This is a genomic window from Methylocapsa sp. D3K7 (assembly GCF_029855125.1).
Classification (GTDB): Bacteria; Pseudomonadota; Alphaproteobacteria; order Rhizobiales; family Beijerinckiaceae; genus Methylocapsa.
In genome coordinates this window covers 3,499,964-3,517,338 of record NZ_CP123229.1, presented here as the reverse complement: position 1 = coordinate 3,517,338, position 17,375 = coordinate 3,499,964, and the positions used below count along the sequence as shown (strand labels likewise).

General features: G+C 57.3%; 17 protein-coding genes. 7 read left to right on the top strand and 10 right to left on the bottom strand.

Annotated features, from left to right (window positions below):
- Positions 1-65 precede the first annotated feature (65 nt).
- On the top strand, positions 66-275 hold the full coding sequence (locus QEV83_RS16555; protein WP_280128773.1) for a molybdopterin-binding protein: 210 nt from the start codon (positions 66-68) through the stop codon (positions 273-275).
- Positions 276-319: 44 nt separating this feature from the next.
- Here QEV83_RS16555 and QEV83_RS16550 read toward each other — a convergent pair whose 3' ends face one another.
- The 5 genes from QEV83_RS16550 to QEV83_RS16530 form a co-directional block, all read right to left on the bottom strand.
- Positions 320-649: a polyhydroxyalkanoic acid system family protein gene (locus QEV83_RS16550; protein WP_280128772.1), complete on the bottom strand. Its 330-nt coding sequence runs from the start codon at positions 647-649 to the stop codon at positions 320-322.
- A gap of 131 nt (positions 650-780) precedes the next feature.
- Positions 781-1,464: an ABC transporter ATP-binding protein gene (locus QEV83_RS16545; RefSeq protein ID WP_280128771.1), complete on the bottom strand. Its 684-nt coding sequence runs from the start codon at positions 1,462-1,464 to the stop codon at positions 781-783.
- Between the two features lie 2 nt (positions 1,465-1,466).
- Positions 1,467-2,732: a lipoprotein-releasing ABC transporter permease subunit gene (locus QEV83_RS16540; RefSeq protein ID WP_280128770.1), complete on the bottom strand. Its 1,266-nt coding sequence runs from the start codon at positions 2,730-2,732 to the stop codon at positions 1,467-1,469.
- Complete coding sequence (proS, locus tag QEV83_RS16535; protein ID WP_280128769.1) at positions 2,732-4,054, bottom strand: proline--tRNA ligase; 1,323 nt, start codon at positions 4,052-4,054, stop codon at positions 2,732-2,734. Before proS ends, QEV83_RS16540 begins: the two co-directional genes overlap by 1 nt.
- Positions 4,055-4,284: 230 nt before the next feature.
- Positions 4,285-4,821 (bottom strand): hypothetical protein, encoded by a 537-nt coding sequence (locus tag QEV83_RS16530; RefSeq protein WP_280128768.1) that lies wholly within the window; start codon positions 4,819-4,821, stop codon positions 4,285-4,287.
- A 306-nt stretch (positions 4,822-5,127) separates the two neighbouring features.
- Here QEV83_RS16530 and QEV83_RS16525 point away from each other — a divergent pair, with 306 nt between their 5' ends.
- From QEV83_RS16525 to QEV83_RS16510, 4 genes are read left to right on the top strand one after another with little or no spacing between them, the layout of a single operon-like run.
- Positions 5,128-5,793, top strand: coding sequence for a hypothetical protein (locus QEV83_RS16525; RefSeq protein WP_280128767.1), 666 nt, complete (start codon positions 5,128-5,130; stop codon positions 5,791-5,793).
- 26 nt (positions 5,794-5,819) lie between these two features.
- Positions 5,820-6,794 carry a hypothetical protein gene (locus QEV83_RS16520; protein WP_280128766.1) on the top strand — a complete coding sequence of 325 codons (975 nt, stop codon included), beginning with the start codon at positions 5,820-5,822 and terminating at the stop codon, positions 6,792-6,794.
- 9 nt (positions 6,795-6,803) lie between these two features.
- Positions 6,804-8,435: a hypothetical protein gene (locus tag QEV83_RS16515; RefSeq protein WP_280128765.1), complete on the top strand. Its 1,632-nt coding sequence runs from the start codon at positions 6,804-6,806 to the stop codon at positions 8,433-8,435.
- A 21-nt stretch (positions 8,436-8,456) separates the two neighbouring features.
- Positions 8,457-9,827, top strand: coding sequence for a cytochrome P450 (locus QEV83_RS16510; RefSeq protein WP_280128764.1), 1,371 nt, complete (start codon positions 8,457-8,459; stop codon positions 9,825-9,827).
- Here the strand turns inward: QEV83_RS16510 and QEV83_RS16505 are convergent.
- From QEV83_RS16505 to QEV83_RS16495, 3 genes are all read right to left on the bottom strand, one after another.
- Positions 9,815-10,884 (bottom strand): IS630 family transposase gene (locus QEV83_RS16505; protein ID WP_280127821.1). Its coding sequence is split into 2 segments (ribosomal slippage): positions 9,815-10,398 and positions 10,398-10,884, totalling 1,071 coding nucleotides; the frame shifts between segments, so codons are not numbered across the junction. The two genes, QEV83_RS16510 and QEV83_RS16505, sit on opposite strands and share 13 nt — an antisense overlap.
- Positions 10,885-11,027: 143 nt before the next feature.
- Positions 11,028-11,906 (bottom strand): 2OG-Fe(II) oxygenase, encoded by an 879-nt coding sequence (locus tag QEV83_RS16500; protein ID WP_280128763.1) that lies wholly within the window; start codon positions 11,904-11,906, stop codon positions 11,028-11,030.
- 271 nt (positions 11,907-12,177) lie between these two features.
- Positions 12,178-13,500: a glycosyltransferase gene (locus tag QEV83_RS16495; protein WP_280128762.1), complete on the bottom strand. Its 1,323-nt coding sequence runs from the start codon at positions 13,498-13,500 to the stop codon at positions 12,178-12,180.
- Between the two features lie 172 nt (positions 13,501-13,672).
- On the opposite strand from QEV83_RS16495, the gene QEV83_RS16490 reads away from it, so the two are divergent.
- Complete coding sequence (locus tag QEV83_RS16490; RefSeq protein WP_280128761.1) at positions 13,673-14,518, top strand: hypothetical protein; 846 nt, start codon at positions 13,673-13,675, stop codon at positions 14,516-14,518.
- 71 nt (positions 14,519-14,589) lie between these two features.
- Entirely contained in the window at positions 14,590-15,726 is a 1,137-nt protein-coding gene (locus tag QEV83_RS16485; RefSeq protein WP_280128760.1) for an LptF/LptG family permease, read from the top strand.
- A 12-nt stretch (positions 15,727-15,738) separates the two neighbouring features.
- Here the strand turns inward: QEV83_RS16485 and QEV83_RS16480 are convergent, their stop codons facing one another.
- Together QEV83_RS16480 and QEV83_RS16475 are read right to left on the bottom strand one after the other, a co-directional pair.
- The gene (locus tag QEV83_RS16480) at positions 15,739-16,500 is read right to left on the bottom strand and encodes an ABC transporter ATP-binding protein (RefSeq protein ID WP_280128759.1); all 762 of its coding nucleotides are present in this window, start codon (positions 16,498-16,500) and stop codon (positions 15,739-15,741) included.
- Positions 16,490-17,338, bottom strand: a complete 849-nt coding sequence (locus QEV83_RS16475) for an ABC transporter permease (protein WP_348273235.1) — start codon at positions 17,336-17,338, stop codon at positions 16,490-16,492. The genes QEV83_RS16480 and QEV83_RS16475 overlap by 11 nt, the downstream gene beginning before the upstream one ends.
- Between the last annotated feature and the right edge of the window lie 37 nt (positions 17,339-17,375).

Sequence of the window (17,375 nt, the reverse complement as noted above, 5' to 3'; positions counted from 1 at the left end):
AAACCGCATCGTAAGGCGCGAACGAAGTACCGTCCTCGTGCCATCGTGATGACTGGGGAAAAGAAATGAAAATATCAGCGCGCAATGCACTCGAAGGCACGATCAAGGAAGTTCACAAGGGCGCGACCACCGCGCATGTCGAGATCGAACTCAAAGGCGGCCAAATCGTAACCTCCTCGATCACCAATGAATCGGTCGACGAACTTGGCCTTAAAAAAGGTGTGCAAGCCTACGCGGTCATCAAAGCCTCTGATGTGATGGTCGCCATAAAGTAAGGGCCAAGTGGCTTGGCACAAACCCCTCTGCCCGGTCGCTCTGTTCAGACTTTTGGCGGGGTGTGCCCGATCCGCAAGGATTCCTCCGCGTTGGTCTTGAGAACGCCTTGAATCTTGTTGGTGAGGGCGGCGAGGATCCAGGGTAGCTGCACTTCGACACGCACGGAATCGCTCATGACGCAGATTTTTCCCGTGACCGTTTGACCAAAGGCCACGACCCGCAAATCCGCGGTGTCGCCGCTCCAATTCACTTCGCTGTAGGCCAATTTATCCACATAGTCATGGCGCAAGCGATCGAGCCGCTCGACGATCCGCCGCCTTGCTTCTTCGGCACCAAGATCGTGCGGCACGGTGATGACAATCGAATTTGACATGAGGTTCCTCCACGACGCCCGTCATGTAATCTTTTTTGGCTTGAATTGCCAGACTGCGCCGAAGCTGCCGCATCTGAAGCCATGCTTCAGCCATAACGGCCGGGCATGGCGCCACTGACCCGCGCCGCACACTAATCAAATTCCACCAACAGCCCTTCATGCAGAGTGACCCGCCGGTCCATGCGCGCGGCAAGCTCCATGTTATGGGTTGCGATGAGGGTCGCAAGTCCCGTCGCCCGGACAATCGCCTCAAGCGCCGCAAACACATGGTCGGCGGTCTTCGGATCAAGATTTCCGGTCGGCTCGTCGGCCAGTAAGAGCCGCGGCCCGTTTGCGACCGCCCGGGCAATCGCCACGCGCTGCTGCTCCCCGCCGGAAAGCTCCGAGGGCCGATGGCTCGCGCGGGCCGACAATCCAAGATAGTGAAGCAATTGCATGGCGCGTTCGCTGGCCTCGCGCCGCGACAGCCCGCCGATCATCTGCGGCAGCATGATGTTTTCAAGCGCCGAAAATTCCGGCAGCAAATGATGGAACTGATAGACAAAACCGATTTCGCCCCGCCGCAAAGTCGTTCGCGCGGCATCACTCATGCCGACCGTTGCTTCGCCCGCGATAAACACTTCTCCCGAGTCGGGCTTTTCGAGAAGTCCCGCGATATGGAGAAGTGTCGATTTGCCGGCGCCGGACGGAGCGACCAGCGCGGCGGACTGCCCGGCCATCAAGCAAAAATCCGCACCGCGCAAAATCTCGAGTGGAGAACCCGCTTGATCGTAGCGCCGTTCGAGCCTGTCGAGTTGGAGGATTGGCGCGGTCATAGCTATTCGTAACGCAACGCTTCGACAGGATCGAGCTTCGCAGCGCGCCACGACGGATAAATCGTTGCTAGAACCGACAAGGTGAGTGTCATCACGACGACGGCAAAAACCTCGCTGGGATCGACCACCGATGGCAGACGGGACAGAAAATAGAGTTCGGCCGGGAACAGATTTGCGTTGAGAAGCCGGTTCAGCATCTGCCGGAACGCTTCGACATTGTTCGCAACGACAAGGCCAAGCAAGCAGCCGGCAATTGTTCCGGCAACGCCGATCGACGCACCGGTGATGAGAAAAATACGCATGACACCGCCTTGCGTCGCGCCCATGGTCCGCAGGATCGCGACATCCCGGCCCTTGTCCTTCACCAGCATAATAAGCCCAGACACGATATTGAGTGCCGCGACAAGCACGATCAGCATCAAAATGATGAACATGACATTGCGCTCGACGTTCAGCGCGTCGAAGAATGTCTTATTGCGCTCGCGCCAGTCGGTCATGATCATCGGCCGCATCACCGTCCCGTCGATTTTGCTTCTCACCGAATCTATGTCTTCTGGCTGGCGAAGAAAAATTTCAATGACGCTCGCCTGATTATCCTTGTTGAAAAATCCTTGCGCCTCGGGCAACGCCATATAAACGAAAAGATTATCGAACTCCGCCATGCCAATCTGAAAGATGGCGGTGACCGGATACACTTTGCTCCGCGGCGTGACACCGAACGGCGTCTGCGCACCATTCGCGATCAAAATCTTGACCTTGTCGCCGATCCTCAGCCCAAGATTCTCCGCGAGTCTTTGACCTATCGCCACGCCACCTGCGGTATCGAAGCCGTCAAGCGTGCCAAGCTTCACATTGTGGGCAATGCCCGGCAGCTGCTTGATATCCGCTTCCCTTATCCCTCGCACCAACGCAAACGCCATGTTGGCAGTGGATGCGGCTGCGGGACTTTCGATCATGGGCACGACCAATTTCACACCAGGCACGCCGGCCACTTGTGTCACGACTTCGTCAAAGTCCGTGAACTGCGTATCAGCCGCCTGGAGAAAGATATGGCCGTTGATGCCGACGATCTTGTCCAGCAATTCCTTGTGAAAGCCGTTCATCACCGACATGACAACGATCAGTGTCGCGACACCAAGGACAATCCCGAGGAACGAAAAAAGCGCGATCACCGAAACGAAGCTCGTTTTGCGGCGGGCGCGAAGGTAGCGGAACGCAATCATCCATTCGAAAGGCGCGAATGGGCGGGTTCCTTTCATAGCATCCATCACGAACCCGCAAGCCTGGCGATTGCCGTCGCGGCATCGAGGTTTTCGCGCGCACCGGTCGCCCTTGTCTTGAGTTCGACAGTACCTGAGGCGAGCCCCTTTGGGCCAACGATAAGTTGATAAGGCAGTCCAATCAGATCGAGCTTGGCGAATTTGGCACCAGGCCGCTCATCGGTGTCGTCATAGAGTACGTCCACGCCAGCTTTTTCGAGTGCGTCATAGATCAACTCGCAGGCGGCATCCGTCACGTCATCGCCGGCCTTGAGATTGGCGATGCCGACTTTGAAAGGCGCGACCGGTTCGGGCCAGATGATCCCGTTTTCGTCATGGCTGGCCTCGATCAGCGCGCCGACAAGACGCGACACGCCGACCCCGTAGGAGCCGCCCTGGAAGGGCCGCTCGGCGCCGTCCGGCCCGGTAATCAAAGCCTGCATCGGCTTTGAATATTTGTCACCGAAATAAAACACTTGGCCCACCTCGATGCCCCGCGTGTGAATGCGTTTTGCTTCTGGTGTCTCCCGCTCGAACCGGTCTTGGTCGTGAACATCTCCGGTTGCTGCGTAAAGCGCCGTCCATTGCTGGATGACCGGCAGAAGATCACTTTCATAATCGGTATTCTCGGGGGGAATAGGCAAATCCAAGACATCGGCGTGGCAAAATACGGCCGACTCGCCAGTCTCCGCCAAAATTAGAAATTCATGGCTCAAATCGCCGCCTATCGGCCCCGTCTCGGCACGCATAGGGATCGCTTTCAGGCCCATACGGGCAAATATCCGCAAATAGGCGACGAACATTTTGTTATAGGACAGCCGCGCCGACGCCTCGTCGATATCGAAGGAATAGGCGTCCTTCATCAGGAATTCGCGGCCGCGCATGACACCGAAACGAGGCCTTTGCTCGTCACGGAATTTCCATTGGATGTGGTAGAGGATTTTGGGCAAATCCCGGTAGCTTCGCACATAGGCGCGAAAAATCCCGGTAATCATATCCTCATTTGTCGGGCCATAAAGCAATTCGCGTTCGTGACGATCCTTGATTCTGAGCATTTCCGGCCCATAGGCCTCGTAGCGGCCGGTCTCCCGCCACAAATCCGCCAGTTGAAGGGTTGGCATCAAGAGTTCAATCGCCCCCGCGCGGTCCATCTCTTCGCGCACGATTGTCGCCACTTTCTGCAAAACGCGAAGCCCGAGCGGCAGCCAGGAATAAATCCCGGCCGCCTCTTGGCGGATCATGCCGGCGCGTAACATCAACCGGTGCGAGACGATCTCGGCCTCTTTGGGCGTCTCACGAAGAATCGGCAGGAAATATCGGGACAGACGCATGCTTTGATGAACGCATTCAGAATGAGGGAGAGAGCGGGGTCTCGATGAGCCGGGTGTAATCCCGTGCGCGAGGAAAGGCAAAGGCGCATCAAAAACCTTAAGCCAAACCAGGGCGCCGCGCCAGTGCCACCCTGGTGCATCCCTTCAAAAAGTTGGGATTTTGCGCATACATCGCATTCATAATGGGGCCGCACCAAGCCTCGCCGCCAACCTTATCTGGATTGCCGCACTCAAGCTTGCGAAGCTCCAGGGCGGGGCACGAATTTGGCCGTGGTGACCGGCACTTGGCTGACGAGATCGTTCGCCTTGCCGAGCACTTCCCGCAGATGGTTACCGGCGCGCGCGCAAATCCCCGTCATGATATCGGGGCGGGCTTCGCCGTGGGTCTTGTAATGGCGCCTGATCACGGCCACCGCGCCGAGAGCTTTGCAGTCTAGATCGTCAACCACGCCCTCGAAACTTTGCCGAACGCAGCGGTTCAAAGAGGCATAAACATCGGCGGCGGAGACACGCCCAGGCATCGCGGAGGCGTTAAAATAATCCTGATAGGTTGTTGGCTGCCATTTTAAGATATCGCCAATCAATTCGGGCGTGTCTGGCAATTGTTCGATCAAATTCACCATTTCTTTGAATTGCTTGAGATAGGCAACGGCAACGCTGGACTCCGAATCAACCGGATTAGCGGAACAATCCCCGAGTTTCGGACCTAGATGATCATGTTCCGTGGCTCCGGCGGTCTGCGTGGCATGCGTGCGTGTCGTTCTCATTGTGCCTGGCCTCAATGCGGTCCCTCCTAACTAGACCCGGACCCGATAACAATTGGTTGCTTGCGATATTACGTTGCGAAATGCCTTTCAAAAAATACGGGTTTTTGGTGCGCAAGGCGCCCGCCCGCGAACTTCCGGTCAAAGAGGCATTCCTAGGAAGCCTTGCCTCTGCCACCAAAATCAGGGCATAATAATACCAACGGCAGGCGGCCATCATTTTCGGGGCCGTGAAAAGCAAGATTGCGGCGAGGCGCGGGGGCCTGGGACTGGCCGTTTGCGCCGTTTCCCGCAAGACTGGGAGGGGGAATGTCCAACGTCGCCGGTAAGGCTTACGGCATGAACGCCGTCACGCCCATGCCCCCGTGGATGACTTGGATCCAGCGGGCGCTCTTCATGACGTCGCGCGCGATTCCGTCGTTCCTAGGGGGGCTGCTTGGTCTGTCGATCATTCATTTCGCACGATGGGTGATCATCAAGCGGGATCAATGGCCGGACCTTGGCCAGGGCAAGCAGACGCTGCAAAATGACTACATGCTGTTTTGCAGCAATTTCAACGGCACCTGGGACCAATATATCGACGCCTTCGCGGACGGCATTCCGAATGGCCTCGACCTATTCTGGTTTTCCAGCACGCGATATCCACACTCGATCCCCATAACACCGTTCAAGAACTATATCCGGGCGAATCAGATCGATACGGATTACTATTACAATGCAACCCCTGGCGCCGCGCAACGCGACATCAAATCGGCGCTGCGCATCCATCGCATCCTTCTCGATCTTGAGGGACAACATAAGTCCCTTCCCCCCGAGGCTTTTCAAAAGGCCTATGTCGAAGCGCTGTGCAAAATTCAGAACGGCCTTGGTTACCAAGGGTATGCGCCCGTCGCCAGCAACGACACGGAGAACGCCGACAAATACCGCGCGGCCTATGTCCGCGATCAGCCGGCCGCCGCCCAAAACCCCCTCTGACCTGCGGTCTTGGCAAGGAGCCTTTCATGCCGACATTCGATGGCGGTCACTATTTCCTGACGGCGCTCGTCCCCGTCAAAACTGATACGACCGAGGAAGGAAGCGCGTCCACCTCGCCTGTGCATGCGCTGCGAAAGCGGCTCGCCATGCTGCCCCCTGCCCAGCAGACGCCCGCCTGTTGCGAAGACCAAAGCCCGTTCGCGCGGAACGCGCGCAACCATTTTGCCCGCTTCGTGATCATCGACGACATCGCATATCCCGGCCGCAAGACAGAAAACTCGATTGTTCTTGCTCTTCGGAACGTGTTTCGTAAGTCAAAAATCAACCTCGTGGTCCCGCAACCGCAAGATCATCTGGCCTGTCCGTTTCTATTTTTTGCCGCCGATTTTGACGCCGCGAGCGGCGCCGATACGGAGCGCGATTCTTATCTTGCCACTCTGTGGAACACGATGGAACCGGAGTTGCGCGAAATATTCTCCCATTGCGAGCAGTTTGATGGCGTGAACGACCCAGAGTCTTTTGCGAAATATATCGCGAGGTGCCAGCTCGAAACGACAATGCCATTTAATGATTATTACATCGACCCGCTCAATCTCCCGACATGGCCTGCCGACAAATTCAAATATTTCATTCCCGCGGCCGCTGGCCTTGCATTGCTGGCGCTTGGTTTTATCGTGTGGTTCTTTGCCGCGATGCCAAGCATAATTTTGTCTCTCCTCGGCGTGGCAACAATCGGTGTCGTCATCTGGCAGGCCTATAGGAGCGTCATGGCAGCGGGCGCGGTTCCATTCCCACCGGCACCAGACTCCAATCTCCCCGCCGTTCTCAAGGCCCTTTACCTGCAGCGGACGTTCACCCGTTTCGTGATCGACAACCAGCTGCGGGCGGTCGATCCAGCGTCGGCGGAGGAACTCCACGCCGCCTTCGGAAGATATGTCGACGCACATCAACCTGATAACCTCGGCGGCCCCACGCAACCGCCGGGCATCATCGGCATCTAGAGGGGCAACATGGCCGTCAAACTCGATCTCGCCGATATTCAAGGCAATATTCTCACCGCCTATGGAAAGCTCGGCTTTCCCAAGGGCCGTTTCATGGTCTTCCATGTCAGCAACCCTGATTCTGGGCGCAAATTCGTGACCGACTTATTGCCGAAGATCACGACGGCTTTGCGCTGGCCCTCGAAGTCGACGTACATCCCGACCGGAAAGGTCGCGGTGACGCGGCCGGAAATCACGGTCAATATCGCTTTTACCTGGTACGGACTGCTCGCGCTCGGCATTCCGATTCGCACATTGCGCGGGATGCCGGACGAGTTCATTGACGGCATGGCCGCGCGGGCGCCGATGCTTGGTGACGATTTTGCCGGGTCGATGCCCTGGGACGAGGTCTGGAGCAAAAGTGCGCGCGGCGGGATCGGCCCGAACGAGAACAGGGTCCATATTCTCGTCATGCTCAACGCGCAAATGACTCCGCTCACGGGAGGCGCCGTCCCGGCGCTCAACACGATGACCCGGGACATCGAAACGCTCGCCCAGAAAAACGGCGGCGTAACGCTCCTTACCGGCCACAACCAGCCGGGACAAGAGATGCGGCGGTATCAGGAACTGACCGCCATCCTCACCCGGAAGGATGGCCAATACGAACCCACGCCAAAAGAGCATTTTGGCTTTACCGACGCCCTCGGGGATCCTGTCTTTGAGGGCCAATACCCAGACGAACACGAGCAGACGGTCGCAACAGGCAACGGTGCGCTTGACGGACATGGCAATTGGCGGCCTCTCGCAACCGGCGAATTCCTGCTCGGCTATCCCGACGAAGCGCAGGAGGCTGCCTGCGCCACGATGCCGCTCGATTTCAGCCGCAACGGCACTTTCATGGCCTATCGCAAGCTGCATCAAAACGTCGCCGCTTTCCGCAATTTTATACAAGAAACCGCCAGGGATTATGCTAAAGTCTGCGGCATTCAGAATCTCGAAGATGCGCGCGAACTGCTCATGGCGAAAATGGCTGGCCGCTGGTCTGACGGGATTCCTCTTGCGCTCGCGCCGACCGTGGAGGCGTGGCATGAATTTCAAGACAAGCTTCGGCAGATGACGGACGAGAAGGCCCGTGAACTCGCTCTCATGGACTTCACCTTTCGCGGCGACAAAGAGGGCATAAAATGCCCGGTGACCTCTCATGTAAGGCGAGTCAATACGCGCGATTCGATGGACCCGACCGGAGAGGACGGTTCAATCTTGAACAATCGCCGCCGTATTCTCAGGCGCGGCCTGCCTTATGATGATTCCGCGCATGTCGCGCCAGGCTCGGAAGAGCGTGGAATCGTAATGCTCGTCATCTGCGCCAGCCTGGTCCGGCAGTTCGAATTCGTGCAACAGCAATGGATCAATTATGGGCTTGACGCGGGCGCGGGCAGCGACACCTGCCCGCTCACGGGCAATCATTCGGATGGAACGGCGGGCGGCAAAAATGGCCCCAAGGCCAAATTCGTCATTCCATCGGATCCGGAATCCGGCAAGCCCCCCTTCATCGTCGAAGGTATCCCGCAATTCGTTGAGACGCGCGGCGGCGAATATTTCTTCGTTCCGAGCATGACCGCGCTGCGGATGATCGGCATGGGCGTCGTCGACCCCACGTAAAAAATCCGGAGGTATCAAGCGATGCGTGTGCCGAATTTCGTCACGGTTCTTGGTGTGCGCTTGTGCATGACCGCCGAGGGGCTCTTTACACTTTATCAGATCCCCGCTGCCGTCTTCTCGGCGAAAGGCGCGAGCCTCAAGGAGAAATTCGGCACGGCGTTTCAGGAGCCGCTCACCCAAAGGCTCGCACTGCGCTTTTTGCGCGCCTTTCTACCCAATTCGCCGGTGACTTCGAAGCGCCTCATCAAATCCTATCCAAATACCGGGACTGCCCTCGTGACCCGGTATGAGGATGTGGTCGAGGTGCTCGACCGGAATGCCGATTTTGAGGTTGTCTACGAACCCAAGATGCGGGCGATTACGGCCGGCGAGAATTTTTTTCTTGGGATGCAGGACACCTCGCTCTATCAGCGCGACGTCTCCAACATGCGTCTTGCGACCCGGCGTGACGATGTCTCTGCAATCGTTGAACCACTGGCCCGGCGTCTCGCCGAAAAGCTCGTCGCCGAAAAATCCGGCCGCATCGACATGCCGCCCGAACTCAGCCAGCTCGTGCCGGCTGCGATCGTCACCGATTATTTCGGTGTGACCGGCGCTCCCGATAGCGACCTCATCGAGTGGGCGACACTCATGTTCCGCTATCTGTTCGCCGATCTCAGCGGCAATCCGGAGCTGGAACGCGATGCCCTCAACGCTGCCGCCGCTTGCTGCTCTGTGATCGACAGGGACATTGCCAACCGCAAGGCATCCGGAGAGACGAAAGACGATGTGATCGGGCGCTGCCTTGTCATGCAGGCGGCCGGCCTACCCGGCATGGATGATGTCAGCATTCGCAACAACCTTGTCGGGCTCGTGATCGGCGCGATCCCCACCATCTCCCGGGCGGCCGTGCAGGCACTGGAACAATTGCTCGACCGTCCCTTGGTACTCGCATCGGCCGAGCAAGCCGCGCTCGACGGCAACGATAAACTTTTCGCCGCGCATGTTTTCGAGGCTCTCCGCTTCAATCCCATCAACCCGATTATCTTCCGGCGCGCCACTCGCGACACCACGATCGCGGCAGGAAGTTTCCGCGCCAGGAGAATTCCCAAAGACACCATGGTGCTGGCGTCAAACCTTTCCGCGATGTTCGATCCGCTGAAAATCGAGTCTCCCGAATCGTTTCGCACCGATAGGCCCTGGGGCGACTACATGCTTTGGGGGTATGGGTTGCATGGGTGTTTCGGCGCCTACATCAACCGCGCCGTGCTGCCGGCGATTCTAAAGCCGCTTGTCACAAAGCCGGGCTTGCGGCGTGCCGCCGGCGAGGCGGGTCAGATCAAGACAGACGGGACGCAGTTTCCGACACATTTCGTGTTGGATTGGGGTTATACCAAAGGTCATAGCGACTGACCGACGTGAGCCCATTCTCGCATCCCGATGGATGTGATTGTTTCAGGCTGGGCTATGAGCTTTCGCCAGGCGGCGCAGGCTGCGTCGATGATGGCATCGTAATTTTCGAAGACGGTGTTTGAGAGCCAGTTCTGACGCAGATACTGCCAGATGTTCTCGACCGGGTTCAGTTCCGGCGCGCGCGAAGGCAGGAAGATCGGCGTGATGTTTTCGGGCACGTTGAGCTGGCTGGTGGTGTGCCATCCGGCCCTGTCGAGCAGCAGGACGGCATGCGCACCCTTGGCGACGTTGTGCGAGATTTCGTCGAGATGGAGCTGCATCATGCCGGTGTCCGCATAAGGCAACGCGAGGGCCGCCCCAACGCCGCGGGCGGGGCAGATCGCGCCAAACAGATAGGCGTTGTCGTAGCGCTGGTCGGCGGGCTGCCTTGGCCTCGTTCCACGCCTGGCCCACTGGCGGACGAGGCCATTCTTCTGGCCGATCCGGGCTTCGTCCTGGAACCAGACTTCGACCGGCGTCGTCTCTGGCAGTTTGTCGAGATGAGCCTTCAGCGCGCGCGGGAAGTTTTTTTGAACGCCTCGACGATCTGTTCGTCCTGGGCTGGATGGCGCGGCCTTGCGCTGATGTGCGAGAAGCCGAGCTTCTTCAAAAGCTTTCCAACGTAGCGCTCGTGGAAGTCGACGCCGAACCTCTCGGCGATGATGCGCCTGAGGTCCACCCGGCGCCAACGCACGACGCCATCCTTCTCACGATCCGGCCCGGCCTCGACGATTGTCGCGAACTCGGCCAACTGCGCGGCTGACAGGCGCGGCGCGGGGCCCTCTGTCCAGTTGTCGATGAGGCCCTCTGGCCCGGTGGCGTTGAAGCGATGGACCCAGTCGCGCAGCGTCTGCCGATCCATCCCGCCGATCTTGGCCGCCGCCCTCCGATCCATCCCGTCCCGCACTGCCGCCAGCGATAACAGCCGGCGACTCTGGTTGACGTTCTTTGAGCGCCGGGCCAACACCCGAAGCTCCTTGGCCAAATAGTCCTCTCGCAATTTCACCGCTGATGGCATGGCGCGAATCCTCCGCGCCAAGGGAATCAGAAAACCGCCGCCAAGGGAATCCACTCAATGAGTCATCCCGCGGGGCCATTAGTATTAGACACCCAGTCACGCGCCTCTTGCCAATGCAAGAAAGCGCGTCCACCTGCTAAAGCCTAAACCGGAGCTTTTTGGGAAGGCGATCGCGATGGATGCTCCGGTTTTTCCATAGCGGCTGATTGAGTGCCTGGATTGATATGGCCGTTGGGCAAAGGTCTTACACCGCCCAGAACGCGCGCGGCCAAGGACCGAATATGGAAATCAGCGTTAAAATAGATGCCGCGCACCGGTTGTCCCGGCCAGGGTGAGAACCGGGTGAGCCTTGCGGGAGTGATTTCGGTTTTGGGGGCATAATAATAGGTCGTGACATTGATGCGAGGCTGCGGTCCGGTGATGGGCCGCACGGCATGCCACGAATGGTCCGTGGTCTCCATGATCACCAGCCGGTTGCTTTGATGGGCGATCTCCCTTGGCGGTGCTTTGCGGTCATCGTCCCATAACTCCAAGGCACCGCCGTAATCCTCCCGCCACTCTGGAGACATATAATATAAGAGGACGACCGCGCGGCGCTGCGTACGGTCATAATTGTGCGAATTGTCGAGGTGCGGGCACATGAAATCGCCCGGCATCATTTTGGTGATTCCGCCATTATACAAACGAGGATCGGCAGAGAGCCGCGCGCCACCCAGCAAGCCGGTCACGACCTCCGCAATTTCCGGCCCGCTGAAAGCGGCGACCAAATTCCTGGTGGCCTCGCCGAGCTGATCGAGCGCGGCGGACACATATTTTCGCTCTTTGAGGCTCTGCCGCCGCACCATGGCATCAGGCTTTGGCAAGCCGCCAAGCGCCTCGTGCAGAATTTCCAAAGGAAGAAGATCGTCCAGCCAGCAACATCTAATTTTGCCGGGCTGATCAAAGACGCTTTTTAAGCGAACTTCATTCTCACGAAGACGGCTGATGACAATTTGACGAATATTGGAAACAGGGTACGCCATCGGCGAAACTCCCAAATAAATTCGCCGCGTGCCAATAAAGGTTAAGTGCTGACACGCGGTAATTATGCAATGAAACCAATTGAGTTCAAATTCAAATACTTCGATCAGACTGTAAAGCTTCTGATTACGCCCCAAGAATAACACATACATCCGAACTTACAACTGAGAGTTTCCCCACGATAATTATAGATATTAAGATAATATTATCATCACCCATATGGGTTATGGCGGCATAAAAGTATAGGCTGAGTCTATCACAATTTCTTTTGGCTTATGGTGCCATCAAACCCTGTACAATCGCCCATAGCGATAGCCGATACACGTCGAATGCAAAGCGCTCCTCATACACCCGCCGGGTGGCCGCCAGCTGCCTGTTCCCGGCCGGCACCAGGCGATTCGCGTGGACCCGCCGCATCGCCGCGGCGAAGGCCCGTCCATCCTCCGCGACGGTCACATTGGCGAGCGCGGACATTTCAATCCCAAGACCGCGAAAGGCGAGCGATGTCGCGATCAACGGCGCCCCGCAAGACAGTGCTTCTATTGTTTTGATCGAGATCCCATGTCCAGCCGTTGCCGGGAGCAGAACGGCCGAAGCCCTACGATAAGCGTCATACAGACCCTCCACTTCGACCCTGCCGCGAAACAGTGCCGCATGCGTCTTATAGAGGTCTGGCGCACGCGACCGAACTTCACGGTCGATATTGCCGAGGATTGCGACCGGAACACTTTCCGTCAACGGCAAAACCTCACGCAAGAACCAGCGCAGGCCAAGAAAATTCGGATAATTGGCGCTCGCGACAATGATACACTCGTGCCCCCCGAGCCCCACGGGCATGGCCTCTACGGCCGGATACAGCAATGCGTGCCGCTTGTCTGGAACGAGTTCTTTGAAGGCCGCTGCCTCTTCATCATTGAGATGAATCAAAACGTCCGCCGGACGCATGGCATCAAGTTCGATTTCGAGCATCTCTTCAAAAACGGCCGACGGCGGCAACCGGAGACGGTCGCGATTGCGCAAGGCATATTGGCGCGCTTGCAGATCATGCGTGTCAAGCAGGATCGGACACGAGTGCCGCTCACGCAGGCGAACCGCAACCGGCATGCAAAAAAAATGATTGCAGTGGATGAGATCGATTTGTGCCGTAAGGGCACTGGGAACGGGAATCGTCACCTGCTGCGCGACAGCCACACGCATGGCCGCGTCATTGCCGTGCAGCCATTGCTTGGCGGCACGCAGAAAACCTCCGTTGAAGATTTTTTGCAGCGGCATGCCAGCCAACAGCCGTGTGTCGGCTGCCAGGTCGCTGGTCGCGTCGAAATAACTCTTGGACACGGGCGATCCCGCGACGCAGCCGGGCGTATCGGCGACCGCGACACTCAAGACCTTCGCGCCGAGGCTGCGATAGGCGCGTGCCTGGGAGACAAAAACCTGGTGGCTGCCGCAAGAATGCCAAGCCGGATGCACGATCGCGACGGATTTGCCCGCGAGGGGCAGAGATGACGGCGTGGCCGGGCAGCATGCTGTGCCGTTGTCCAATTCCTCCGAATTTGTTGGCGGAGCCAATGGCTCTCGCGCCCGCGTCTGTTTTTCCATGCGATTTCCGCGGACCTAGACTATCCAGCAAAGCTCGGGCTTGATCCGGCCACCTTCCTCAAGCTACACGCTTAGCCGGAGTTTCACTCTGGAAAATCCATGCCGTCAACACAAGACCGATCGCGGGCTCAGCCATGGCGGCTGGCATCGACACAATGAATCCAAGAGTTAAATGCAAAATTTCGAATCCCCACCTAAAAAATACGGCATGGCAATTATCGCCAATGACAAAATCATCAATTGGCTGCTGCCGTTTCTCGAAAGCTACCTGGCGACCAATTCAGCGACACCTCTCTATCTTATCCCCTATGATGACAATGTCGCGTTGACCCGCCGCGCCGCCGATATTTACGGTGTTCATTTCGTCGAGCCGGACAGCGCCGATCTTGATGCCATGGCCAAGCGTCTTTACCCGATGTTCCCTGGGTATCGCCGGAGGCTGCGGAAATTTCTCAGTCTCGCTCTGCCGCTCGACGAAGTCATCTATCTTGATGTCGATATCATCTTGTTTCGTGATTTTCGCGAGATGTTTGGCCTGCTCGAAGCAGGCCGAAACGATTTCATCGTGGCGGCTCCAACAAAGGACTACGTCTACAATAAAAAACGCGAGCAGTATGATTTTCTTCGCGGCGTCATGCTTTTCAACGATGGCTTCTTTGTCGCCTCAAGGGAGATTTTGAGCTTGAAGGATTTTCATGAAGTCATCGACACGGACGAGGCGATTTTTCATGCCGTGCGGCAACGCGGCATGCTGTTTGCCCAGCCCGTTACGAATTTCGTCGCGCATCGGAAGGGCTTGAAAATCACGTCCCTCAATCAATGCCTTCCAGGCGCTTCCGGAGAAAGCTTTTATAAGGCCGAAGGCGTCACATTTGACGCTGAAGGGCCACGCGATGTCTTCGGCGACAAAATCTATTTCGCGCATTGGGCGGGTGCCGTGAATCTTCCTAACCGCCGTGTTTTTGATGCAGCGTGGCGCCAATTCGCCAACAAAGCTGCGGCACGAATGAAAGCTTAACTTGAGCGTTTCGACAAACTCCCGGCTTTCTCTCCTAGGATGATGTTTCCGGGCGTGATAAGAACTGTGCGATGCCTCGCCTTCTTTTTTTCTATTTCTCAAAGCGCATCGCGACTGCCACGCTGCTTATCACGGCAGGGCTCTGCATCCCGGTCGTGATGACCTCGCTTTTTCATTACCTTCCACCGGCGGCGATCCGGGGCGGGCTGCTTCTGCCTGCCATTCTTGGCACTCTGCCGACCGTCCTCTACGTTGCCTTGCCGATGGCGATCGGAGTTGCGGTTGCTCTCGAATTCGCGCGGATGTCTGCCGACGGGATGATCGCCGTGCTTTATTCCCTGCGCCTTTCGGTTTGGGCGATCACGCTGCCGAGTGTTTTCGTCGCCATGGTCGCCGTCTGCTTTGGCTATTGGCTCTCCTCGGTTTTCGCGCCCGCTCATGTCGGCGAAATGCACGACGTAATTTTTGTGATTCGCAATTCGCTCAACCACCGGATGCTTGAGCCTGCGCAATTCTACACCTTCGACAATGGGACGCGGACGCTCTATTTCCGCCGCTGGCAATCCGCCGATGTCGTCTCAGGCATGTTCATCCATCAATTCTCCGCCGAGAAGAACGAGGAACAAATCATCACGGCAGCGCAAGCGGAGTTCCGCCGCAACGCCAATGGCGTCGTCCTCATCCTGAGCAATGGTTCGATCGAGACTCTTCCCGCCGATGGATCGACGATTCGAACGGCGCATTTTAATGAATATGCGATGCCAATTGGCATGCAAGGCTCAGGAGGACTACCGCAGCGCGGCTGGCGTGGAGTCTTCGAATTGCCTCTTTCGGAGTTCTTCCAGAAGCAACCCATGAACCATCTCTATCCGCGGCTTTTCAACGAGTGGATGAGCGAAGCCGCCAAACGCTTTGGCATCCCCATACTCGCACTGGCTCATGCGCTTTTGGCGATCGGGCTCATCTTGAGCCTCTCTTCGGCAAGCGGCCGCTCCTCGGCGGCAACAACCGTGACCATGATCGCGATTCCAACGATCCACGTCGCAATTCTCGTATCCACCGAAACGCTGGTACGTCAGGATCCGCGCCTCATTGCTCTTGTCGCCCTGGCGATCGTCGTGGAATTTGCCGCCGCCCTGGTTTTGATCTGGAGACAAAATGCGAATTTCGCGGTGCCCAAGGACACGTCCGGGCAAACTGCAAGCTGAGATCCCAGCGGATCACGCAATCTTGGCGAACACCACCGGCTTCTTATCGATCGCCGCCCGGTACAAAGGGATTACCTCGCTGGCGGCTCCCATAGCGCGCACCGCGCCATCCTCGATCCAAAGAACACGGTCGCAGATAGTTTCGAGAGTTTTAAGATCATGTGAGACGACAAGGATCGTGCCGTGCTCCGCAAAATTCTTGATAAAAGCATCACATTTGGCGCCAAAAGCCTCGTCACCAACCGAGAGGGCTTCGTCCACGATCAGAATATCGGCGTCGGCATGCGCGCAGACAGCAAAGGCGAGCCGCGCCGCCATCCCGCTCGAATAGAGTTTGACCGGCTGATAAAAAAAATCGCCGATCCCGGCGAAGGCGGCAATCGCGGGGAGTCTTGCCTCGACAGTGGCACGCCGCATGCCCAAAATGGCACCGCCGATCAAGGCATTTTCCCGGCCTGTCAATTCATGATCGAACCCGGCCCCGAGCGCCAGAATCGGCGCCACCCGGCCGTTGACGTGGACAGTTCCATGCGTCGGCAGGGTGATCCCGCAAATGATCTGCAGCAACGTGGTTTTGCCGGCGCCGTTGCGACCGATAATGCCGATTCGCTCACCACGGCGAACTTTAAACGTAACGTCCCGCAACACCCAATGCTCGTGGTAGAACTGCTTCCAATGACCGAAGATCGCCTGTTTGAGCTGGTCATTGCGCCGCATATAGAGCTGAAATGCCTTGCCGACGCGATCGCAGCTGATGACGGAATTAGATGACATCGACGAAGACGGCCTTGTATTGCATGAAGAAGCGGTACGAAAAAAAGAAGATTAGCAGAGAAGCCGCAACCGTTCCGCCATAGAGGAAAAGATCGGGAAATCTGTTGAACAAAAGCAGGTCTCGCATCATCTCGACGTAATTTCCGATCGGGTTGAGATGCAAATAGATCCGCAGATTGGGCGGCACATCCTCGATCGAATAAAAAATTGGTGTCGCGAACATGAAGACCGGCACGATCGAGATCATGAGATGAGCGACATCGCGGGTAAATGATCCAAGCGCCATGAGAAACCAGCAGATTCCAAGCAGGAACAAAAAGAAAGGCACGACGACCAAAGGCAAAAGCAAACTTGCTGGCGGCAGCCGGAAGGTCAGCACCAGCTCGAAAACAAGCAACACACCCAAACTTATCACAGCATAGACGGCACCTCGGATTGCCGCTGTCCACGCCAAGGTCTCGCTCGGAAAAATAGACTTTTTGATGACGCCGGCATGTTCATGCAAGAGTCCCGGCGAACGGTAGGCGAGTTCGCTGAACAGATTGAAGACAATCAACCCCGTAAAGATTGACAAAGCGTAACTGCCGAAACTGCCCCCTTTGGCCGACGCCGGAACACCGACGGCGTGTGAAAAGATCACCGTATAGGCCGTGAGCATCACAAGCGGCCCGAAGATCGCCCAAACCCAGCCGAAGATGGTGCCGCGAAAGCGGACCGCCAATTCCCGCCGGACCACGGCTCTGATCAATTCCCGGTAGTGCCAGGCATTGGCAAAAGGCGTCAGAAAATTCATCTGATGTGCGGTCTCAAAGATCAACGAGCCCCGTGCGCCCGGCACGAAGGGGCGCCGATGTAGACCAGTTTGGGCCGCTGAC